This window comes from Streptococcus mitis (genome assembly GCF_000722755.1).
GTDB classification, from domain to species: Bacteria; Bacillota; Bacilli; order Lactobacillales; family Streptococcaceae; genus Streptococcus; species Streptococcus mitis_CM.
Genome location: NZ_JPFY01000008.1, coordinates 116,633 through 139,521, shown reverse-complemented (window position 1 = coordinate 139,521; position 22,889 = coordinate 116,633). Strand labels below are relative to the sequence as shown.

Annotated in this window: 24 protein-coding genes and 1 pseudogene; 2 read left to right on the top strand and 23 right to left on the bottom strand. The window is 40.6% G+C overall.

Annotation, left to right across the window (positions count from 1 at the left end):
- Positions 1-2: 2 nt before the first annotated feature.
- From SK578_RS00880 to pbp1b, 15 genes are all read right to left on the bottom strand, one after another.
- Entirely contained in the window at positions 3-827 is an 825-nt protein-coding gene (locus SK578_RS00880) for a membrane protein insertase YidC (protein WP_200872071.1), read from the bottom strand.
- The gene (gene rnpA, locus SK578_RS00875; protein WP_042749880.1) at positions 802-1,173 is read right to left on the bottom strand and encodes a ribonuclease P protein component; all 372 of its coding nucleotides are present in this window, start codon (positions 1,171-1,173) and stop codon (positions 802-804) included. Before rnpA ends, SK578_RS00880 begins: the two co-directional genes overlap by 26 nt.
- A gap of 149 nt (positions 1,174-1,322) precedes the next feature.
- Positions 1,323-2,513 (bottom strand): acetate kinase, encoded by a 1,191-nt coding sequence (locus SK578_RS00870; RefSeq protein WP_042749878.1) that lies wholly within the window; start codon positions 2,511-2,513, stop codon positions 1,323-1,325.
- A gap of 50 nt (positions 2,514-2,563) precedes the next feature.
- Positions 2,564-3,517 (bottom strand): class I SAM-dependent methyltransferase, encoded by a 954-nt coding sequence (locus SK578_RS00865; protein ID WP_042749877.1) that lies wholly within the window; start codon positions 3,515-3,517, stop codon positions 2,564-2,566.
- A 60-nt stretch (positions 3,518-3,577) separates the two neighbouring features.
- Positions 3,578-4,165: a class I SAM-dependent methyltransferase gene (locus tag SK578_RS00860; RefSeq protein WP_042749875.1), complete on the bottom strand. Its 588-nt coding sequence runs from the start codon at positions 4,163-4,165 to the stop codon at positions 3,578-3,580.
- Between the two features lie 32 nt (positions 4,166-4,197).
- On the bottom strand, positions 4,198-4,611 hold the full coding sequence (gene comGG, locus SK578_RS00855) for a competence type IV pilus minor pilin ComGG (protein ID WP_042749873.1): 414 nt from the start codon (positions 4,609-4,611) through the stop codon (positions 4,198-4,200).
- Positions 4,589-5,050 carry a competence type IV pilus minor pilin ComGF gene (gene comGF / locus SK578_RS00850; protein WP_042749872.1) on the bottom strand — a complete coding sequence of 154 codons (462 nt, stop codon included), beginning with the start codon at positions 5,048-5,050 and terminating at the stop codon, positions 4,589-4,591. Before comGF ends, comGG begins: the two co-directional genes overlap by 23 nt.
- Positions 5,013-5,315: a competence type IV pilus minor pilin ComGE gene (gene comGE / locus SK578_RS00845; protein WP_125386708.1), complete on the bottom strand. Its 303-nt coding sequence runs from the start codon at positions 5,313-5,315 to the stop codon at positions 5,013-5,015. Before comGE ends, comGF begins: the two co-directional genes overlap by 38 nt.
- Complete coding sequence (gene comGD, locus SK578_RS00840) at positions 5,278-5,682, bottom strand: competence type IV pilus minor pilin ComGD (protein ID WP_042749869.1); 405 nt, start codon at positions 5,680-5,682, stop codon at positions 5,278-5,280. Before comGD ends, comGE begins: the two co-directional genes overlap by 38 nt.
- Entirely contained in the window at positions 5,675-6,001 is a 327-nt protein-coding gene (gene comGC, locus SK578_RS00835) for a competence type IV pilus major pilin ComGC (protein ID WP_042749867.1), read from the bottom strand. Before comGC ends, comGD begins: the two co-directional genes overlap by 8 nt.
- A 1-nt stretch (position 6,002) precedes the next feature.
- A complete protein-coding gene (gene comGB / locus SK578_RS00830) occupies positions 6,003-7,019 on the bottom strand; it encodes a competence type IV pilus assembly protein ComGB (protein ID WP_080709928.1) in 1,017 nt (338 codons plus the stop codon).
- Positions 6,967-7,908, bottom strand: coding sequence for a competence type IV pilus ATPase ComGA (comGA, locus tag SK578_RS00825; protein ID WP_042749864.1), 942 nt, complete (start codon positions 7,906-7,908; stop codon positions 6,967-6,969). The genes comGB and comGA overlap by 53 nt, the downstream gene beginning before the upstream one ends.
- A 76-nt stretch (positions 7,909-7,984) precedes the next feature.
- Positions 7,985-8,350, bottom strand: coding sequence for a DUF1033 family protein (locus SK578_RS00820; RefSeq protein ID WP_033688032.1), 366 nt, complete (start codon positions 8,348-8,350; stop codon positions 7,985-7,987).
- Positions 8,351-8,499: 149 nt separating this feature from the next.
- On the bottom strand, positions 8,500-9,558 hold the full coding sequence (locus SK578_RS00815; RefSeq protein ID WP_042749863.1) for a zinc-dependent alcohol dehydrogenase family protein: 1,059 nt from the start codon (positions 9,556-9,558) through the stop codon (positions 8,500-8,502).
- Between the two features lie 467 nt (positions 9,559-10,025).
- Positions 10,026-12,476, bottom strand: coding sequence for a penicillin-binding protein PBP1B (gene pbp1b, locus SK578_RS00810; RefSeq protein WP_042749862.1), 2,451 nt, complete (start codon positions 12,474-12,476; stop codon positions 10,026-10,028).
- A gap of 141 nt (positions 12,477-12,617) precedes the next feature.
- Here pbp1b and tyrS point away from each other — a divergent pair, with 141 nt between their 5' ends.
- Together tyrS and SK578_RS00800 are read left to right on the top strand one after the other, a co-directional pair.
- Positions 12,618-13,874, top strand: coding sequence for a tyrosine--tRNA ligase (tyrS, locus tag SK578_RS00805; protein WP_042749860.1), 1,257 nt, complete (start codon positions 12,618-12,620; stop codon positions 13,872-13,874).
- Positions 13,875-13,927: 53 nt separating this feature from the next.
- Positions 13,928-14,776 (top strand): putative RNA methyltransferase, encoded by an 849-nt coding sequence (locus tag SK578_RS00800; RefSeq protein WP_042749858.1) that lies wholly within the window; start codon positions 13,928-13,930, stop codon positions 14,774-14,776.
- 94 nt (positions 14,777-14,870) lie between these two features.
- On the opposite strand, the gene SK578_RS00795 is transcribed toward SK578_RS00800, so the two are convergent.
- From SK578_RS00795 to malQ, 8 genes and pseudogenes are all read right to left on the bottom strand, one after another.
- On the bottom strand, positions 14,871-15,305 hold the full coding sequence (locus tag SK578_RS00795; RefSeq protein ID WP_042749856.1) for a hypothetical protein: 435 nt from the start codon (positions 15,303-15,305) through the stop codon (positions 14,871-14,873).
- A gap of 11 nt (positions 15,306-15,316) precedes the next feature.
- Positions 15,317-15,721, bottom strand: a complete 405-nt coding sequence (locus SK578_RS00790; protein WP_042749855.1) for a hypothetical protein — start codon at positions 15,719-15,721, stop codon at positions 15,317-15,319.
- Positions 15,714-16,940, bottom strand: a complete 1,227-nt coding sequence (locus tag SK578_RS00785) for a Tle-like phospholipase domain-containing protein (RefSeq protein ID WP_042749854.1) — start codon at positions 16,938-16,940, stop codon at positions 15,714-15,716. The genes SK578_RS00790 and SK578_RS00785 overlap by 8 nt, the downstream gene beginning before the upstream one ends.
- A 2-nt stretch (positions 16,941-16,942) precedes the next feature.
- The gene (locus SK578_RS00780; RefSeq protein WP_042749853.1) at positions 16,943-17,656 is read right to left on the bottom strand and encodes a hypothetical protein; all 714 of its coding nucleotides are present in this window, start codon (positions 17,654-17,656) and stop codon (positions 16,943-16,945) included.
- An 83-nt stretch (positions 17,657-17,739) separates the two neighbouring features.
- Positions 17,740-18,078 (bottom strand): annotated as a pseudogene (locus SK578_RS00775) (hypothetical protein); the annotation flags it as partial.
- 2 nt (positions 18,079-18,080) lie between these two features.
- On the bottom strand, positions 18,081-18,800 hold the full coding sequence (locus SK578_RS00770) for a hypothetical protein (protein WP_042749849.1): 720 nt from the start codon (positions 18,798-18,800) through the stop codon (positions 18,081-18,083).
- 178 nt (positions 18,801-18,978) lie between these two features.
- Entirely contained in the window at positions 18,979-21,237 is a 2,259-nt protein-coding gene (gene glgP / locus SK578_RS00765) for a glycogen/starch/alpha-glucan family phosphorylase (RefSeq protein ID WP_042749848.1), read from the bottom strand.
- Positions 21,238-21,262: 25 nt separating this feature from the next.
- Positions 21,263-22,780 carry a 4-alpha-glucanotransferase gene (gene malQ, locus SK578_RS00760; protein WP_042749846.1) on the bottom strand — a complete coding sequence of 506 codons (1,518 nt, stop codon included), beginning with the start codon at positions 22,778-22,780 and terminating at the stop codon, positions 21,263-21,265.
- Positions 22,781-22,889: the final 109 nt, after the last annotated feature.

Below are 22,889 nucleotides of genomic sequence, written 5' to 3'. Positions count from 1 at the left end.
TATTATTTCGTTTTCTGAGCCTTTTTCTTGGCTTTTCTTTTTCTATTTTCCAAATCTTTCTGTGCCTGAGCTACCGCCTCGCGCTCTGCAATAATCTTGAATGGATTGTTCAAGAAATAGGTTTGCAAGACTTGATAAGCATTGGACACTGCCCAGTAGAGAGCGACTCCGCTCGGAGCATAAACCCCAAAGATAAAGATTAAGACTGGAATACCATACATCATCGCAGTCGTAGCGCCATTACGCTCAGACAAGGCTTTATTAGACAGCCAAGTACTTAAAAAGGTAAATACAGCTGCTAAAATCGGAAGAACAAGGGTTGTATCCACACCACCAAGGTTAATCCATAAGAAATGACCTGTCTTTAAAAAGTCAACTCTTGATAGAGCTTGGAACAAAGCCAAGATAACCGGCATCTGAATCAAAATCGGCCAAAGAGAATCTGACTGTCTGACACCCATTTCTTTAAAGACTTTACGCATTTCTTGCTCTAGCTTGGTTCTGCTTTCCATATCTCGACCTGGATATTGTTCTCGAAGCGCCTTAATGCGAGGTTGAGCTTCCTGCATTTTTCTGGATGCCACCATTTGCACTTGGAAAACTGGCAAGAGGACTGTACGAATCAAGATCGTAAAGAGAATAATCCCTACTCCGATACTGATATCAAACGATAAAAAGCGAATGATTTCCGCAAAGAAGTAAACAAATTTACTCCAAAAATCAGCCGATTCGGCTGTAATATCGCTAGTTGTCCCATTTGTCGCACAAGCTGTCATGATCAATAGGGACAGTCCTAGCAAACTAGTCAACTGTAGTTTCTTTTTCACTCCCATTTCCTTCCTGGTAAATCTTTGATAATTTTAATACGTGGAGTAGGTTTTTCTCCATCTCTGCGTATCCCAAGGTTTCGACTCCTTTTCGAGCAATGACGACAAAATCGACATCTTCTACCAGACTCCCTTTTGCAATCTGGATAATATGTCGGATTCGTCGTTTGATTTGATTTCTAGTGACCGCATTCCCTAGTTTTTTACTAACTGATAGACCTACTCGAAAATGATTTTTCTGGTTTTCTAATTGGTAGACAACAAATTTACGATTAGCAAAACTTGTCCCCTCCTTGAAAATCGCCTTAAAATCTTTCTCTCTTTTTACACGAAAGTTTTTCTTCAAAACTCAACTCCATCTATTAAATTACTACTATTATACCATATTTTTCAAAAAAGCCAATCATAGCAAGGTTTTGGACAATTTCACCAGAAAAAGAAGCTGGAAAAATCACTTTCCCAACTCCTTGTATTGAGTATTTTTTCTAGTTTTACTTATTTTTTCAAACGTTCAACGTCACGGGCAATGACCAATTCTTCATCTGTTGGAATAACCAAGACACGGATTTTCGCTGCCTCTGTTGAGATGTCTCCTGTCACACCAAAGACGTTCTTTTCTGGGTCAACATCACAGCCAAACCAAGAGATACCTGAGATAACATCTTCTCGTACGTTTGCAGCATTTTCACCGATACCTGCAGTAAAGATAATAGCATCTGCTCCATTTAGGACCGCAAGGTATTGACCGATATGTTTTTGGATACGATCAACATACATTTCATAGGCTAAAGTGGCATCGTGGTCCCCTTCTTCCATAGCAGCAATCACATCACGCATATCACTAGATTTACCTGAAACCCCCATTAGTCCTGATTCACGATTAAGGACGTGACTAATGTCTTCAGGAGTATTAAAGTCCTCTGTATATTGCATTAAGTAAGGAATGATAGCTGGGTCAATATCTCCTGTACGTGTTCCCATCATCACACCACCAAGTGGAGTGAATCCCATTGAAGTATCAACAGATTGACCGCCCTTAACAGCTGTGATAGAAGCTCCATTACCGATATGGCAAGTAATCAATTTCAAGTCCTCTAATGGACGGCCCAAGAGTTTTGCTGCTTCTCCTGCTACAAACTGGTGACTTGTACCGTGGGCACCATATTTACGAACCTTGTTTTCTGTGTAATATTTTGTTGGTAGAGGGTAGCGATAAGCTTTCTCTGGCATAGTTGTGTGGAATGAAGTATCAAAAACAACTACACTGGTAATGTCTGGCAACAATTCCTTGAAGGCACGAACACCTGCTGCATTGGCTGGGTTGTGGAGAGGAGCCAACAAGCTCAATTCTTCAACTTTTTCTAAAACATCTTCCTCAACGACTGTCGATTCTTTGAAATATTCTCCACCGGCAACAACACGATGTCCAACACCTGTAATCTCGTCATAAGCCTTGATAATATCGAAACGAATCAAGTCATCCAATAAAATTTTAACAGCTTGTGTATGATTTTCGATATCCAAAATTTGTTGTTCGGAACGGCCATCAAATTTTACAGTTGAAATTGAATCTTTCAAACCGATACGTTCAATCAACCCTTTCGCCAATACTTTTTCTTCTGGCATTAAGTATAATTGCCATTTCAAACTTGAACTTCCCGCATTGATTGCAATTGTTTTTGTCATAACATGATACCCCTTTTTAAGCGTTTTCATCTATTATAACAAAATCTATTTTATATTTCAGTACCTTGAGTCCATTTTTGAAAATTTTCTTTAAATTTCATTAAAACACTTGCATCTTGTAAGCTAGCAAGAGGATAAACAAAAGGATCTACTGCTGTTTCACTTTTCTTCTGTAGGATAAAAATGGTCTTAGATTGTTTGGCATTGGCAAAGAGATTTTCAGGCAAACTAATCATGGCAGTCAGACTTGCCTCCTCTTTCAACCAACCTTTCAACAAGTCACTTTGAGGACTGGTCAATAAATCACTCGGAGCTAGAAAAATAGCGTAGCCATCTGATTTGAGGTACTTAAGCCCTTGTTCCATGAGCAAGTGATGGGCGTAGGTATTTTCTTGACTAGAAGCAACTTGATGGCGCGACGCAACGGCATCATCAGGATAATAGCCGACAGGCAAGTCGCTGATGACCACGTCGCTTTCTTTGAGCATTTGTGGACGAACAGCATCTCCTTGGACAAAGCCAGCCTGCAAACCAATTACATCTGCCATGCTTGCTGCCAAATCAATCAGCAAATCATCCACTTCCATTCCCAAGTAATCCACCTTTTTATCAAGCGAGGTCAAGAAAGTAGCGCCTAGAATTCCCATCCCAGAACCCATTTCGAGGATCGTAATCTCCTCTTCTTTAAACAACTCTTCCACAATAAACACCAAAAGTAAAGCAATGGCATCTGGTGTAAACTGGTGATTGGCCTGTAGGGGCTCTGTCTGCCCAGCCTTCATCAAGAGAAACTGGTAGGTCTTGAGCCATTCTTCTTTGCGTAGCGCTAAGCGTTTAAGGGCCTGATTGTTTTCCTTGACCTGCTCTAGCTCAGTTTCACCATCCAGATAGATGCTATTTTGCTCCACCAAGGCGTCATAAAAGTTGGTCGCCAAATCACTTTGGATGACTTGGACATTCTCTAGTAAATACGTATAAGCTTGTTCAATTTTTTCAAAATCCATATTCCTATCTTATCAAATTTCCCTTCTTTTTTCCATCCTTATAGAAAAATCACTCCCTGACTAGGCGAGTGATTTTTGGGCTACTGTTAAAAAGAGTTCTGAGTAATTTCCTTGAAACAGGTCTTCAGCGCTATAGAGGATCTGACTATGCACAGATGAAAAACCAAACTGGGCTAGCCTGTTTTCCAGTTCAACCAATTCAAATCCATGATGGTTAGCTTCTGTCTTGGTAAAATCAGCAAGTAGGAGTTGTCCATCTTCCCTCAAATGTTGATAAAACAGTAAGAGAGCCGCATCCAAATCAGGCATATGGTGAAGAACCCGACTAACGACAATGAGATCAAACTCTTGCTCCAAGGGGTTTTCCAGTAAATCTTGCTCCAAAAACTGGATATTCTTGATGTCTTGCTGCTCCGCTTTCAAACGAGCTTGCTCCAGCATTTTCTCCGAAATATCCACCAATGTTACAGACTTGGCCTGCTTGGCTAGGGGCAAGGTTAACAGACCCGTCCCTCCACCGAAATCCAAAATTTCTTTGTCTGATAGAAGATCAATCTGTTTCTCGACCGCTTGACAAACCAAGTTTGCAAGGAAAATATTTTTAGGGGTATCGAAAGTTTCTGCTTTGTGGTTAAAATCATGTTTCATATTTTTAGTTTAGCACAAAGTAGCTTGATTGGCTAGGAATTCTCTTTCTTTTCAACTTTCTCTTCTGATTTTTTCTTCTCTGCTTGATTACTTGAATCAGTCACTACCTTTTCCTTTTTAGCTGTTTTCTCTTCTTTGATTTTGACGGAAGGAAAGATAAATTCATATTTGCTCTTAGGCATGCGAACCCTTGTCACCAAGTTTGTTTTCTTGTTTTGATAGTTCACTTGACCTAGGTTATAAACCTGTTCTCCACTTTCTTGCTCAACCTTATCTTTGGTTCGATTGGCCATAGCAAAAGCAACCAATTTTTCTTTATTTAAAGCATAATCTTGATAGTGGGCGACTTGTCGGTTCAAGTAAAATTGTAACAAAAGACTAAAGATGGCTGCCATGGTCACTGCATAGAGGAGAACCCCTGCCTTAACTTTTTTCTTTTTCCACACGATAGATGAACACCCTTTCTAAGCCTTTTTGGAACTGGAAACGAAAACGCACCAGTTGATTGTCCTCTGTAATCTGAGCTGATTTGAGGCCATAAACCATCGGCTGATAACCCCGTCCACTGGCATCAGTTTTTCGAAAATCATCCGATTTTGACTTACCTATCGCAATTTCCTTGCCATCCTGCTTCATATAGAGGCGATTACCCTCCACTTTTTCGAATTGCGAACGATCTAATTCTGCCTCCAGCTGGTCCACAAACAAGAGCCACTCTTTTTGCTCGCTTTGCTGCTGGTAGCGAACTTCTGAAATGAGGAGCTGACTCATGGCTTGAAAGAGAAGTAAGCTTCCACTGATGACAATGAGGGCAATCAAGGATTCCAACAAGGTGAAAGCCTTGACCTTATGGCTCTTTAATCGCCAACAACTGTTCTGAACCATGATAAATCTCCAATCCTTTTTCACTAGAAAACACCTGAATCTCAACTCCGTTTATCTTTACCTGATTTTGACCTGTCTGTAGTGCCATCTTAGCTACACGCACAACTTCTTCTTTCTGCAAGATTTTTGCTTCTTCTTGCCTATTCTTTTGAATTTGTCCCAAAAGAAGGGTCGCAATGCTGGCAAAGATAGCTAGAGCGACGACTGCTTCCAGTAAAATCACTGCCCTAATTTTTTGTTTCCTTAATGCGTTTAATTTTTCCATTTCCTAGATATAACTGATAGCGAATCGTTCCTTTGCTGGTCTGAAATTCAATCTTAGCCAGGGACGAATTGCCCCCAGCACGGTCAAATGTAATACTTTGTCCTGATGGTGCATGAATTCCTTTAGGGACTGTCAACTTTTGACTGCCATTGCTAATTATCTGTCCATCTAAATTTAGGCTAGTCTTTTGCTGACTGGCTACACTGCGTTTTTGGGTTTCCCGATACAGTTCTTCAAACTCCATAAAGAAAATCTGCTCCTCTACCGCTGCAAAAGTGGACTGGACAGAACCGGACAAACCCAAGGCAATCATAGTTACAAGTCCCAAAACCAAGAGACTTTCCAGCATGGTAAAGGCCTTAATCATTGACTTTACGATTTGTTCCTCCATTTTTAGCATAGTATTCATTATAGGCTTTAGCCTGTTCAGGAGTAATACGCCCATCTGCTTGTAACTTGCTTAGGCTAGCATCTTCATTTTTATCCAAGCTATAAAGTTCTGCCTGGCTTTCCACCACCTTAACAACAGCAGCTTTTCCTTTATCGTTTACTGCTTCTTTTTGCTTGGTCAGATTAGGTACAAAGAGCAAGAGAAGAACGCTGATGATGAGCAAGACCACCAACATCTCCACAAGTGTAAAAGCTTTAACCTTAGCTTTTTTCAAGAATGTCATCATTTTTTTCATTTTAAAAATTCACCTCCATATTTTGATACATGGGCATGAGCATTGCCGCATAAAGTAAAACGATAAGCAGAGCCACAAAGATAAAAACCAGTGGCTGCACCAGATTCATGGTGCGGTTGACTCGGGTAAAAAAAGCTTCCCAAGTTTTTTCAGCATAGATTTCCAACTCACTACCCAGCTTGGACTTGACTTCCCCATACTCGATAATGAGACTCAACTCTTTCTTAAAGAAAGGATAGGTCCCTATCGTCTGAGAAAATTCTCGACCATTTTGCAGGGCTTGAGCCAGATCTTGACCGATTTCTTTAAAGAGTTGGGAACCTTGTTCCTGCATGATTTGAAAAATCTGCATCAGCTCCATCCCCTGCGAAATCATATTCCCCCACTCACGCGCATAATAGGCTGTCAAATAGGTCTGCACAAAGATTCCAAGAAAGGGAAGGCGTGCTAAGATAGAAAAGACGCGCATCTTAGAACTTCTTTTATAAAAAGTTAGTGCTAAAAGGGCACCTACGGAAACAAACCCTACCATTCCTAGAAAGATTTGTGGCAGATTGCCGATAATTTGGGTGGCAATATTGCTACTATCCAGTTGTGGTAGTAGGTAGTTACGTAACCCCAGCATGATTAAGAGAAGAAATCCCAGCAAAATCAAAGGATAGGTCGCTACTTCAATTAATTTTTTCTTGACCTTGGCCAGATTGTCTAGATATTCTTCTATCTTTCCCAAACTCAGGTGGAGATTTCCATGGACTTCCGCTAGAGATAACTGAGTGACAATGGCACTTGAAAAACCCAAACTTTCCATCATTTCTGAGAATGATTTCCCCTGAGACAAGCCTGTACGCATCTGGGTCACACACTGCTTATCCAACAAGGCACTCCTATCTAAAAAGGAGATGGTCTCCACCAGATGAAAACCGCTGGAAAAGAGATTGTTAAACAAGGTGATGATATTTTTTTGCTTAGCTGTAGCTAATTTTTTCCGTTTCAGCCTGAAGACTTGTGATATGTCCATCTTTAAGAAGCTGGTCAACCTGTTCATTCCAGCTAGTTGGCTGGTGTTCTTGATAGTCTTTGTTGGCAAAGTCAACGATTCCTCCTCCCCCGATTAATCTCTGGTAGCAGACTCCTTGCAGAACGACTGCCAATTCCTCCTCACTCACACCCAACTCCAGCAGGCGCTCATAAACACCTCGAATACTCTTGGCATGAATGGTTGAAAAGACTGTCGCCCCTGTCAAACTAGCTCTAACCACTGCACGTGCCGTTTCGCTGTCCCTAATTTCTCCGATAATCAGGAGATCAGGACGATGCCGTAGGGAAAGTTTGATGAGATTTTCATAGGTAAGCCCTATCGCCTCATTCAACTGCAACTGGAGCATATCGTCCTGCTTAATCTCGACTGGATCTTCAATGGACATGACTTGCTGTCCTTTAAAGAGAGATTTAGCTAATTCGTGCATCAGGGTTGTCTTGCCACTTCCGACTGGACCAGCAAAAAGATAGAGACCACGTTGCCTGTACTGATTGCCCAGTTCTTCGATATCCTGAAACCAAAAATGCAAATCCTGCTCCTCATTATGCAACAAGCGAATCACTAAGCTCTCATGCCCTCGATAGTCGCCTACAGTAGATAAACGTAAGGACACCATCTTCTGGTCATATTCATAATCACAAGAACCAAGTTGACTACGTCGCTTTTCTCCCACATTCATACCCGCCACAAACTTAAAGTGACTGATAACGGCCGCAAACTTTTCAAAATCATAGCTACCAATTTTACAGCGCTCGTCTCCTACCCTCATATGAAGCTCATAAGCGTCTAACTTAGGAACAAAATAAATATCCTGCGCCCCTTTTTTCCGAGCCGAACGAATGATTTCTTGTGCAATTTCTTGAACCATACTTACCTCCTCACCTATACTATTCGCAAAGAGTTGGAAAAAATAAAAAAGCAACTCCAAAAAAGTTACTTTTTCTCTATTTTAATTTCATACGGCAAGAACGGTGCCTTTCCTGACCTGTTTGTTTTTCATAGCCTGGGCGTAGTTTTTCATCTGGGATGACCTGCTCGTCCTGCAAAAGGGCCAAAGAATGGTATTGTTGTAAATATTCATCACATTCATCACACCAGCGTTGGTCTTCCGGATCCCAAAAAATGGTCATCAAGTCACTTCTACTTTTATAAAGAGGAGATTCTTGTTCCAATCTAAACCAGCAAGTTTTGTAGTATTTGAGAGCATCATAATACTGGTCAAATTTTCTACTTGCTATAATATCTTCTTCCCAACCTTCTAAGAACCACCACGGTTCAAAATCTCCGTACATTTCTATAACACGATACATATTCATTCATTCCTTTGTACCGTATATTATAACCAATTCCGCCAGACAAGAAAAGAAATATGCTCATTTCTTAATTTCCAGATAAAAAATCCAGCCATCTTATGATGACTGAATTTCTATTTGCTTATGTTCCAAAATCTTGTTACTACCTAGGCTTCCGAGATATCGTTTTCGATAATGACCTTGATTGCATGGTGGTCTGCTGCCTTACTGAAGACTTCATAGGCTTTTTCAATTTCACTGAGTTTGAAATAATGAGTTACCAATTTTTCTGGTTCAATCTTATGACTTTCAAGAGCTTTCAACAATTGTGGAGTTGTATTTGTAGATACCAAACCAGTTGTTACATTGATGTTGCGAATCCAAAGCTTGTCCAAATCAAATTCAACTGGTTTACCATGTACACCACAGTTGGCAACCGTTCCGTCTACACCAATAATCTTTTGACAGAAATCAAATGTTGCAGGAATACCAACAGCTTCGATGGCAACGTCCACACCGCGGCCATCTGTCAAATCATAAATTTCTTTAATCGCTTTTTCAGGGTCTGAAGAATTAATCTTATGAGTCGCACCAAATGATACAGCAGTTTCCAAGCGGTTATCGTCTAAGTCCACCATAATCAATTTAGCTGGTGAATAGAATTCGGCTGTCAAAAGAGCAGCCAATCCAACTGGACCTGAACCGATAATGGCTACGCTACAACCAGGTTCTACTTTTCCTTTCAAGACACCAATTTCATACCCAGTAGGCAAAATGTCTGATAGCATAACCAAGGCTTCATCTGACAAGTCTTCTGGAGTATGGTAAAGAGTGTTATCTGCATGAGGGACACGTAGATACTCAGCTTGCATACCGTCAATCAAGTGACCGAAAATCCAACCCCCTTCGTCTTCACAGTGGGCATAAATTCCTTTTTTACAGTAGTAGCATTTACCACAGGCACAAACACAAGAAATCAAGACCTTGTCGCCTTTTTTGAAGTTCGAAACTCCTTCTCCAACTTCTTCAACAATCCCAATCCCTTCGTGACCAAGAATGGTACCACTTTGGCAAGCGGGAACATCCCCTTTGATAATATGGAGGTCTGTTCCACAAATAGTAGTTTTTACGATACGCACAATAGCATCTGTTGGCTTGCGAATAACTGGTTTGTCTACATCAACAAAAGAAGCAAGTCCTGGTTTAACATAAGTATAGGCTTTCATAAAGCACTTCTCCTTTTTTATTTGTACTGTTTATAATATAATTGTAAGCCTTTTCATTTGTTTCTTCAAGTATTTTTGTGATTTTTTTAACTTTTTATTTACCGGTAAAGTAATATAGATAAAAAAGCAGAAGCTAGTCTGCTTTCATCCTTAACAAAGAGAAATTTCACTACTCCAGAAGAACTTTCGATTAACATCAAACGACTAAACAAAAATGATATTACTGATAGATGGAGAATATTCTTCTATATCATTAATAAACTAGGACGTCAAAAACAATAGAATTTTCAGGGAATTTCTATTCTAAAATCACGAATAATCTCTGCAATATTATCTAGATTGCAATATATATTAGACATTTTACTAACAATTTTTATAATAGCTTTTATCTTTAAAAGCACAATAACGGCCTTGCTTCTCTCTTAACGAGATTCAAGACCGTTATTTAAGATTTTTATTTTATAGCTCTATCTTCTACTATTTGATTGTGTTGAAGATGAACTTGATGTACTGCTAGAGCTACTACTTGAGCTTGGTGTAGATGAGAAACTACCAATAATACTTGACCAAGCATTTTGGTAATCTGCTTCACTTCCTCCAATAGCAAAGTGATAGCTTGTCGTAGGAGCTCCCGTCTTGGTAGCCCAATAGCTCGTTACAGTAGAACCTGAAAGATCCACTGTTCTTCCATTAACGGATACTTTGCCAGGCTTCTGCCCTGTTGATCTGAGGACCTGAGATTGAGTCACACTAGAATCAAGATTAAAGCGTTCATTGCCCCAAACACCAGGCTCAGCCTGTTGGATAGCATTGACCAAGTGGGCCATATATTTGGCATTTCGATAATGCCCAGCCCCCTTAGCCATTGGACGGTTGTCATCATGACCTAGCCAACCACCTAGAGTCAATCTTGGCGTCGAAAGCATGAGCCACATATTTTCATCTTCATTGGTTGTACCAGTCTTACCAATCCAGTCTGCACGAGCTAAGCTTGAATTGATAGAAGCCAAATCCGTTTGGAAACTTGAAGTGATCCGAGATGAAATCACCTCACGAAGCAAACTCTGCATAATCGTTGCTGTTGCCTTCGAATACACTTGAACTGGTTTGTCTTGGAATTCATAGATTACTGTGCCATCAGATGATTCAATCTTAGAAATCACATGTTTCTGATGGTAGACACCGTTATTAGCAAGTGTTTGATAACCATTGGTATGCTGGGCAACTGTAACTTCAATACCACCCCCCATAGGCAGACTTTCGATACCGTACTCTGGAATCTCGTAACCCATTTTCTCCATATAGCTCTTAACATCGACACCTTTTTCACGAAGCATGCGATAAGTCCAATAGGCTGGAATATTCCATGAATAGTTTAAAGCATCACCCAAATTGACCATATCTGTGCCTTTACTACTACCATGCACAATCGGACTACCATTTGCAAAATTTGTAGGATAATTTGACAATATGCTAGCACTTCCCATCAAACCTTGATCAATGGCAATTCCGTAGGCCAGCAAAGGCTTGGTTGTAGAGGCTGGTGAACGCTTGGTGTCAAAGGCGTGATTGTTTTGGTTAGTCTGGTAATTACGACCACCAACAAAGCCTAGAACAGCCCCCGTTTTATTGTCCATCAAAACATTCCCTACTTCAGGCTGCCCAGTCGAATCATCTACCAAATGACCATAGTTAGCAACTGCGTTTTGCATGGCCGCATGGATTTTTTTATTGATCGTTGTAGTGATTTTGTAGCCGCCATTACTTAGTTCCTGCTCAGCTCTCTCATGATAAGCCTTTCGAATCGCTTCATTTTTCAACTCTTGGTTAGAGACATTGTCCTGTCGAACTAAATAATCATACATACGGTCTGTCGCTTCAGCCATAGCTGTAAAGTAGAGATAATCCCTCGAAACAACATTGACAGTACCTGATGGCAAGAAGTCTTGTTTGAGATTATAATCCTTGTACTGGTCGTATTCTTCCTGAGTCAGAGCACCCGTACGGTACATGTTGTAGAGAACATCCTTGGCCCGCTTCAAACCAAGTTCTAAGTCTTCATCACTCTTTAACTCTCCAGTATTTTCATAAGGAGAATAAGTAATCGGACTCTGTGGCAAACCTGCTAGGAAGGCAGCTTGGGGAATACTCAACTTGTTGGCATCGATACCGAAAATCCCTTCAGCAGCTTGCTGGGCACCTGCAATATTCTGCCCTTTATGATTTCGACCAAAGGGAGCGACATTGAGATAAGTCGTCAAGATTTCATCCTTGCTCATACTGCGTTCCAAGGCAAGGGCATCGACAATTTCTGTAGCCTTACGAGCCAAAGTCGGAGCATCTCCGACCACTTGTTGCTTGATTAACTGTTGGGTCAAGGTCGAGCCCCCGCTAGATGAGCCCAAACCTGCAAAGGTTCCCAAAGTCGCCCGAATCACAGCTTTTGGCACAACCCCATTATGTTCAAGAAAATGTTCGTCCTCAGTAGCAACGATAGCCTTTTTGAGATTGTCTGATATTTCCTCAGATGAAACAGAAGTTCGCAGTAGGTCGCTCTCGATAGAAGCAATGGCACTCCCATCTGCATAAACAATTTCTGAGATGGAAGAAATATTTTTAACCTGCTTGACCAAATCCTCCGTTTGGGGAACCTTGGCCTTGTCAAACAAAGCAACTCCATAACCAAGAGCTACACCAGCACCAAAAAGTCCACCGATAAAGCCTAGAATAAAGAGAGTATTCAAAATTCCCTTAATAGCAACTAAAATTCTACTTAGGATAGCCAGAACTTTCCCACCTGTCCCATCCGACTGCTTCTCTTCTGAGACTTTCTCTGATTTTCTATGATTTATTTTTGATTTTACTCGCTGGAAAAATTCCAGCATTTTTCGTTTTAATTCATTTAATTGATTTTGCATGGATTTCCTCACTCTATCTATTATACCATAAAAGGTAAACTTTCAATAAAATAGCTACTTTCTTCCTTATTCTACTAGGCTATTGCCCGAGTTTGTGATACAATAGATAGAAACAATATTTTTAAAAAGGAGAAAAGACATATGCACATTTTTGATGAGCTAAAAGAGCGTGGTTTGATTTTTCAAACGACTGATGAAGAAGCTTTGCGTAAAGCCCTAGAAGAAGGTCAAGTTTCTTATTATACTGGCTATGATCCAACTGCTGACAGCCTTCACCTGGGCCACCTTGTCGCAATCTTGACAAGTCGTCGCTTGCAGCTAGCAGGTCACAAACCTTATGCGCTCGTTGGCGGTGCTACAGGTCTCATCGGAGATCCGTCCTTCAAAGATGCTGAACGTAGTCTCCAAACAAAAGACACAGTAGATGGCTGGGTCAAGTCTATCCAAGGACAACTTTCTCGCTTTCTTGACTTTGAAAATGGTGAAAATAAAGCTGTCATGGTCAACAACTACGACTGGTTTGGCAGCATCAGCTTCATTGATTTCCTCCGTGATATCGGAAAATACTTTACTGTCAACTACATGATGAGCAAGGAGTCTGTGAAAAAACGGATTGAAACAGGAATTTCATACACTGAGTTTGCCTACCAAATCATGCAAGGTTACGACTTCTTCGTTCTTAACCAAGACCATAACGTAACGCTTCAAATCGGTGGTTCTGACCAGTGGGGAAATATGACAGCTGGTACCGAATTACTTCGTCGTAAGGCTGACAAAACTGGACACGTTATCACAGTTCCGCTTATCACAGATGCAACTGGTAAGAAATTTGGTAAATCAGAAGGAAATGCCGTCTGGCTTAATCCTGAAAAGACTTCTCCATACGAAATGTACCAATTTTGGATGAACGTTATGGACGCAGACGCTGTTCGCTTCTTGAAAATCTTTACTTTCTTGTCACTTGATGAGATTGAAGACATCCGTAAACAATTTGAAGTGGCTCCACACGAACGCTTAGCTCAAAAAGTCTTGGCTCGTGAAGTCGTGACTCTTGTTCACGGAGAAGAAGCTTACAAAGAAGCTCTTAACATCACTGAGCAACTCTTTGCAGGAAACATCAAAAATCTTTCTGTTAAAGAGCTCAAACAAGGACTTCGTGGAGTGCCAAACTACCAAGTACAAGCAGACGAAAACCACAATATCGTGGAACTGCTCGTCTCATCTGGTGTAGTAAACTCAAAACGCCAAGCCCGTGAAGATGTTCAAAACGGAGCTATCTACGTCAACGGCGACCGCATCCAAGACCTTGACTATGTCTTGAGTGACGCAGATAAGTTAGAAAACGAACTGACTGTTATCCGTCGTGGAAAGAAAAAATATTTTGTTCTTACATATTAAAAAGAAGACTGGAGGCATTTGCCATCTAGTCCTTTTTTTGCTAGACTTAAACTATGAATACAAATCTCAAACCTAAACTTCAGCGCTTCGCTTCTGCGACTGCCTTTGCCTGTCCTATCTGCCAAGAAAATCTGACTCTGGTAGAGAGCAGTCTCAAGTGCTACAACCGTCATTCTTTTGACTTGGCGAAATTCGGCTATGTCAATCTAGCCCCTCAAATCAAGCAATCTGCTAACTACGACAAGGAAAATTTTCAAAACCGCCAACAAATCCTAGAAGCTGGCTTTTATCAAGCTATCTTAGAGGGCATTTCCGATTTACTTGCAAGCTCAAAAACTGCCACAACAATCTTGGATATTGGTTGTGGTGAAGGTTTCTATTCTCGCAAGCTTCAAAAAAGGCATCCTGACAAAACCTTCTATGCCTTTGATATTTCCAAAGATTCCGTCCAAATCGCTGCCAAGAGTGAACCAAACTGGGCAGTCAACTGGTTCGTTGGTGACTTAGCTCGTCTTCCTATAAAAGACGACAGCATGGATATTCTGCTTGATATCTTTTCCCCTGCCAATTACGGAGAATTTAGTCGCATTTTATCCAAAGACGGCATCTTGATAAAGGTTATTCCAACTAAAAATCACCTCAAGGAAATCCGTCAGAAGGTACAAGACCAGCTGACAAACAAGGACTATTCCAACCAAGATATCAAAAATCATTTCCAAAACAACTTCACTATCTTATCCAGTAAAACTGCCTCTCTGACCAAGACTATCACAGCAGATCAGCTCCAAGCCCTACTCAGCATGACACCCCTACTCTTTCACATCTACCAGGCTGAGATTGACTGGAGCCAACTGACAGAGATTACCATTGAAGCAGAGATTTTGGTTGGGAAGGCAAAGTAAACAAATTTTTGAAATAAGACAAAGTCCGCACCCTTGATTAAGGTGCGGATTTGATTTTTGTAATAAAATAGTGAGTCAACTATTTCTATTTTTTTTAAACCAATTTCTCCCACTTGAGATTCTCTTTACTAACTGTATCTTGAATGGCATTTGAAAACTCCCCTTTGATTTCCGCATCGATTTGATTATTAACGGAATCAATCGTAGTCTTTGCCTTTTGGCCGACTTTTTGAACGCCTGTATCAAACTCTTTAATAACACGAGCTACCGCCCGTTTTTTAGCCGGAACATACAAGGTTCTTATAAGTGACCTTTCTAATCTCTTCTCAATCTCGCTATAGGCTTCAAAAGAGCGTAACTGATCCATTCCCCAATCATAAGCCCCGTGTACAGCATCCTCTACCTCTCCCATGCCTGGAATATGCTCCCGAGCAAAATCATTGATACCATAAATTCCATTACCGATGTTGTCCATTGTATCTGAAGCAAAATCATAAATTCCAGTACCAATATCTTCAAATAGTCCCATCCGTTTCCCTCCTATTTTTCATCTGACTGACATGCTCTTAGTTCACTAGAGAGTTGCTCAATGACTGACTCTTGTTTTCGACACTTTTTCTTATAGCTATCTTCTAAATCGTCATATTTTCTTTCCAGCTCACGTCTCCGAGTTCTAAACTCCACTTCATTCACCATCCTGTACCGATTTATGGCTTCCACCGCAGCATTAAGCATGTCCTCAGTCGCATCTGGCATTTTTGAATAGGCTGACAACACAAGGGAATGCTTTTCATCAAATTTTTGCTTTAATCCCTTATGAAAATCATTCAAAAAGCTCCACTTGGTGTCCAAATCATCCTTTGACTGTCGGTATTGATCTCCAATCTGATAGAGTTCTTCTTGGGCATCCACTAACTTAGCCCTAATCTCACTCCACTTATCCATGAGCAATTAATCCTTGTAATTCTTTATCTTTTTGAACGGTTTGTTCAATTCCTGACTTTATTTTTGTCTCCAAGTTTGCAAATGAAGTAGCTACTTCATTTGCGGTCTTTTTAACAGTTCGACAATGACTGTCTACCGCCTCAACAATAGTTCCATAGTTGACACCACATTCATTGTAAGTCGCTCTGACTTCATCAGAAGATAGAAGAAAGCCAAACGGTACATCACCAAGGCTTTTATACACGGTCAGAGCCTTATCGACTGCACTCGTCCCTTTTGCAGCTATCAAATCAACCGTTGCACTGGAAGTAGTCGACAATCCGCTAGCTACAACCAGCGCCTGCTCTGAGTCCAGTGCGATGAGCTCTGCCCTAGATAGCCCATTTGGAGAAGCCGTCCCGATGTCATTGACTTCGAAGCGTTCTTTCTTGCTCTGCACACCTTTTAGGCCTTGATCTGTATTTCTTTTAATGTCGTCCATCGCAATGCTATACTTGATATCACCAGCAACTGCCCGTAAATCTCCCATCATGTGACCGCCTGAACGGGGGATAACATACTCTTTACCGACATATACTCCACCAACCCGATCAGATATATTATTCAGAGGATCTTGCTGTGTCGTAATGCGTGTGATGTTTCCTGTAAAACTAGCCTTGTCACTCTCTATCGCTGCTATATTTTTAGCAGAAAAAATGCTCAGGCTAGCAGAGATATAGAGAGGCGCTGCATTGTAGACGATGGTTTCCGGAGCGTTGTATTTGAGAGCGACACGCTGAGCAATATTCCCACCCAAGGAGTGCCCTGTCAGGATGACATCTTCTGGATTTAAGCCGTTCTTTTTTAGAACATCCTCATAAAACTGATAGGCTGAATCATAGTGATGCCCCGTCCCAAAGGCGATACTAAGCCCATCTGTCTTGATCGCGTCGTTTACTAAGTCACTATCAGGGTTAGTCCCTGTAAAAGCAATGATGGTTTTTCCACTTGTCTCATCTTTAAAGGCAACCCCGCTCGTCCCTGTATCAGGATCACGAAAGCTGGATAGATACTCAAAATTAAAGGGCTTGATTTTATTTTCTTCTTGAAAATAGAATCTTTTAACATCTTCATCAGTAGCACCATTAATTCTAGCTTTTTCAAATTCATAAGACAGATCCGAAGCATCCAGTGTCGGATTCGTCCCATCCAAAACAGTATATTCTTTATTATCGCTCATTACTAATCCTTTTCTAGTTTTCCAACAATACCTTCTGAATGAGAGAGACTACCCTTTCTAAAAATGATGGAATAGCTGTAGTTCTTTCCTGATACCGTTGGTTCAGGGATGTTAATAATCATATTAAGTTGACTATCTTTTTCTAAGTCCAAATAATCATTCACTTGTTCATTTTTAAGCTTATAGGTGATGCTGGCAGAACCCGTCTCGAAACTATAGCCTTTCCGAATAACTTCTAGTCTTTTTAAACTCGACCTTGAAATAGAAAATTCCTGCATTAAAAGACGTGTATGTTTTAAGTCACCTTTCTCTTTATTTTTAGAAGAATTTCCTTCTGATAAATGAAGGTTTCCATCTTTGTAGTAGACATTTCCTTGATATAAAATTTCTTCTTCAATTTTCCCATCTGAATTTTTGAGTGAGCTTTCTTTGGTAATTTCTCCTTTTATTTCTTTGGTTTCAGAAATACCATTTAAAACAGTTTGGTAAATTATTGTTGGTGAGTTGTCATCTTTCTTTTCAGAATCTATTATACGAATCTGAAAGCCCTCCGGAAACTTATCAAACAAGTCTTCCAGATTCTCCGTTGGATAGACCTTGCTGAGCTCAGCGGCTTTCCCTTCGATAAATTGTCGACTACTCTTCCCACTACATCCAGCTAACGCCATCATTCCAAACCCTCCTAATAAGATCATCATTGCAATTTTTTTAAACATGGATTGCTCCTCCTCTCAGAATCCAAGATAGTCACTTCATTATACCAATTTTAAGGTTTTGATTCAATCTAAGCGCCAATCAAATGATGCCCCGTCCCAAAGGCGATACTAAGCCCATCTGTCTTGATCGCGTCGTTTACTAAGTCACTATCAGGGTTGGTCCCTGTAAAAGCAATAATGGTTTTTCCGCTGTTAGTATCTTTAAAAGCAACCCCACTCGTCCCTGTCTCAGGATCACGAAAGCTGGATAGATATGTGAAATTTAGGGGTTTAATCTTCCCTTCTTCATCTTGATAATGTTTTACCACATTAGCATCATTCGCGCCTCTAATTCTGGCCTTTTCAAATTCATAGGACAAATCTGAAGCATCCAGTGTTGGATTCGTCCCATCTAGAACTGTGTATCCTTTATTATCGCTCATTACTAATATCCCTCTAGTTTTCCAGTAATCATCTCAGAATGATCAATATCATTTTTTCTAAAAATAACAGTATATCCATAACTTTTACCTGATATTGTTGGTTCAAAAATATTGATATCCATATTTATTTGGTCATCATTTTCTAAGCCCAAATAATTATTCACTTGTTCATTTTTAAGCTTATAGGTGATGCTGGCAGAACCGGTCTCAGGGCTATATCCTTTCCGAACAACTTCTAAGGCTTTTAAACTCGACCTTGAAATAGAAAATTCCTGCATTAAAAGACGTGTATGTTTTAATTCACCTTTTTCTTTATTATTAGAGCTGGTGTCATCTGACAAGTGAAGACTACCACCTTTATAGTAAACCTCTCCTTGATACAACATTTCATGTTCTATCTTCCCTGATGAATTTTTAAATGCTTTCTCTTTAGTGTACTTTCCTTTTATTTCTCTCGTTTCCGAAATCCCATTTAATATTAAATGATAAATTATTGATGAAGTTCTTTCATCTTCTTCAAGATTTTCAGCATCCATAACATCTATCTGAAACCCATCCGGAAACTTCTCAAACAAGTCTTCCAGATTCTCTGTTGGATAGACCTTGCTTAACTCTGAGGCCTTCCCTTCAATAAATCTTCGGCTACTTTTTACAAAGCAACCAGTCAATGTCAATAGTGCCATTCCCAAAAGTACCACTGTTAGTGCTAGTTTTTTTATCATAAATTCCCCTCTTCTTTATCCGATTCGGTCTAATTAACAATAGTATACCTGTTTTTCCTCTGTTGTGCTAGCGTTTTAACGGTATAGAGAACTTTCCATTAAAGTCTCTACTTTGTACCGTCAAAAAAAACGCACCTTTTCAAGATGCGTTTTGTTTTATAATCTGATGCAAAGTATCTTAGTTCAAGTGCCAGATATCTTCGTTATACTGAGCGATTGTACGGTCAGATGAGAAGAATCCTGCTTTAGCAATGTTTACGATAACTTTATCCAACCATGCGTCACGGTCTTCGTAGTCAGCCAACATTTGCTCTTTAACTTTGATGTAGTCTTCCAAGTCAAGAAGAGTCATGAACCAGTCTTTGTTGATCAATTCATTGTAAAGACGTTCCAAGCGCTCTTTGTTTCCAGCTGCAAGAACTGCATCGCTAACGATGAAGTCAACCAATGGTTTGATAGCTTCACGAGCGTAGAATTCGCTTGATTTGTAAGCTGCTTTTGCGTAAAGGTCGATAACAGTTTCTGAATCTTCACCAAAGATGTAGATGTTTTCGTCGCCAACCAACTCAGCGATTTCCACGTTAGCACCGTCCATAGTACCGAGAGTCAAAGCTCCGTTCAACATGAATTTCATGTTACCAGTACCTGAAGCTTCTTTAGAAGCAAGTGAGATTTGTTCTGAGATATCACATGCTGGGATAAGGAAGCTTGCTGCAGTAACGTTGTAGTTTTCAACCATAACTACTTGCAAGTGTGGAGCTACTGCTGGATCGTTAGCAATAACTTCTGACATACAAAGGATCAAGTGGATGATGTCTTGAGCGATTGTGTAGGCTGGAGCTGCTTTACCACCAAAGAAGATTGTGATTGGGCGAGCAGGGATGTTACCAGCCTTGATGTCAAGATATTTGTGGATTACGTACAAAGCGTTCATTTGTTGGCGTTTGTACTCGTGAAGACGTTTGATTTGGATATCAAAGATAGAGTTTGGATTGATTTCCACACCTTGGTGTTCTTTCAAGTGACGAGCCAATTTGCGTTTGTTGTGAGCCTTGATGCTTTCCAATTTTTCTTTGACAGCTGCTTTGTCTTCATAAGACAAAAGTTTTTCAAGCTCATCTGCTTCATGGTGCCAACCTTCTCCAAGAATCTCATCCAAGTAGTGAGACAATCTTGGGTTAGCATGCATGAGCCAACGACGGAAAGTAATACCATTTGTTTTGTTGTTGAATTTTTCTGGGTAAAGGTCGTAGAAAGCTTTCAACTCAGAGTTCTTCAAGATTTCAGTGTGAAGTGCTGCAACCCCGTTAACGCTGTATCCGTAGTGGATATCCATGTGAGCCATGTGAACACGTCCGCTCTCATCGATAATTTGAACAGCTGGATCTTTGTATTCTGCTTTCACGCGACGATCCAATTCTTCGATGATTGGTACCAAGTGAGGAACCACTTCTTGCAAGAATTCAAGAGGCCATTTTTCAAGGGCTTCAGCAAGGATTGTGTGGTTAGTGTAGGCAGTCATGCTACGAACAATTGAGATTGCTTCGTCAAGTTCGATACCACGAGCAGTCAAAAGACGGATCAACTCAGGAATAACCATTGATGGGTGAGTATCGTTGATTTGGACAACTGCGTAGTCAGCAAGGTCATGCAAGTTGCTTCCTTTTTCGATTGCTTCGTCAATGATCAATTGCGCACCGTTTGAAACCATGAAATATTGTTGGAAGATACGGAGCAATTCACCTTGACGGTCACTATCATCTGGGTAAAGGAAGAGAGTCAAGTTGCGAGCGATATCTGTCTTGTCAAAGTTGATACCATCTTTAATGATAGAAGAATCAACTGAATCCAAGTCAAACAAACGCAAGCGGTTTTTAGTTGCTGTTTCATAACCAGTAACATCAATATCGTAAAGAGTTGATGTCAAAGTAAAGTCTGCAAATGGTACTTGGTAGCTACGGCTTGAGCGAACCAACCAGTTTTGCTCTGTCAACCATGCGTTTGGAATTGTTTCTTGTTGGTTATTTTTAAGAACTTGTTGGAAAAGACCGTAGTGGTAGTTAAGACCAACACCGTCACCGTTCAAACCAAGAGTAGCAATTGAGTCGATAAAGCAGGCAGCCAAACGTCCCAAACCACCATTACCAAGAGATGGTTCCAATTCAACTTCTTCAACTTCGATCAAGTCTTTACCTGCAGCTGCAAGTTCTTTTTTGACATCGTCGTAAAGACCAAGGTTGATCAAGTTGTTTGACAAAAGTTTACCAATCAAGAACTCAGCTGAGATGTAGTAAACTTTTTTCTTACCAGTGTTAACTGGTTTTTTGCTACTTGCAAGCTTGCTGTAGTTAAGAAGAGCCAGGTAAAGCTCTTCATTGCTACATTCTGCAATGGTTTTATTGTAACGATTTTGTACAAATTCTTGTAGTGATAACATGTTTAAGGTGTCTCCTGATATTGTATTATTTCTTTAATTCTACCAAATTTTCATTGATTCGGCGATAGATTGTTGTCAAGTCAAGCAAGCCTTCCTCGACAGCTGGTGTCAATTGATCTTCAGTCATACGCCAAGACCAGTTTCCACCAAGGGTAGATGGGAAGTTCATACGAGCTGCCTCATCCAATTCTAGCAAATCTTGCATAGTTGCAATTGCCATGAAGCTAACTGATGAAAAGACTGTACGAAGCATAGCATGTGGCACTGTTTCGTATTCTTTACGGTTAGTGTAGCGAGCCATGTATTCACGAGTCGCATCATCGATCTCGTTACGGTACCAACCAAGGACCGTATTGTTATCGTGTGTTCCTGTGTACATAACTGAGTTAGCAGGTGCCAAGTGTGGGCTATCGATGCTTTCGTCTTCTGGGTTGAAGGCAAATTGAAGAATCTTCATTCCTGGGAAGCCAGTACGTTCACGCAATTCGATAACTTCGTCTGTCATGAAACCAAGGTCTTCAGCGATGATGTTTAACTCACCAAGTTCTTCCTTAACGGCTGCAAAAAGCTTGTAGCCAGGACCTTTCACCCACTCACCAGGTGCTGCTGTATCAGAACCAGCAGGGATTTCCCAGTAAGATTCGAAACCACGGAAGTGGTCGATACGAACGATGTCGTAGATTTTGAAGCTTTCACGCAAGCGTTCAATCCACCATTTGTAGCCGTCTTTGTCCATTGCTTCCCAGTCATAGATTGGGTTACCCCAAAGCTGACCAGTTGCAGAAAATTCATCTGGTGGGCATCCTGCGATGCAAGTCGCCTTACCGTTGACATCTGTCTTGAAGAGATGTGGATTTGCCCACATATCGCTTGAATCTTCCGCTACGTAGATTGGCATGTCTCCAACGATTTCGATGTGATTGTCGTTAGCGTAAGCTTTCAATTTCAACCATTGTTGGAAGAAGAAGTATTGAGTCACACGGTGGTAAACTAACTTGTCTGCCAATTGCTCACGGTAGCTTTCAAGTGCTGAAGCTTTACGAGCACGAGCATCTGCATCTGGCCATTCAGTCCAAGCAAGATTGTCAAAATGCTCTTTGATAGCCATATATTCTGCAAAGAGTTCAAGCCATGATTGGTTGTCTTGAGCAAATTTCTCAAAATCTTTAACATCTCCTACTTCCAAGAAACGTTTTACCGCTTTTTCTAAAAGAGGACGACGTGCATAGTAGATTTTCGCATAATCAACTTCAGATGCATCGCTACCAAAGTCAACCCCTTCAAGGTCACTTTCTTGCAACAAGCCTTGTTCCACCAAGATATCTAAATCGATAAAATGAGTGTTCCCTGCGAAGGCTGAGAAAGATTGGTAAGGAGAGTCTCCGTAACTAGTTGTTCCTAGTGGAAGGATTTGCCAGTAACGTTGTTTTGTGCGAACCAAGAAATCAACGAAGTCGTAAGCACTTTTACCAAATGAACCGATTCCGTATGCTCCCGGAAGAGAAGAAATGTGCATCAACACACCACTTTGACGTTTTTTCATAATAAGCACCTCATGTGTTTATAGTTAGATATTACATTTTTACGAACGCAAACGTTTGCGTTACTATTAGTATATCTCATTTTCTTGATAAATGCAAGCGGTTTTAAAT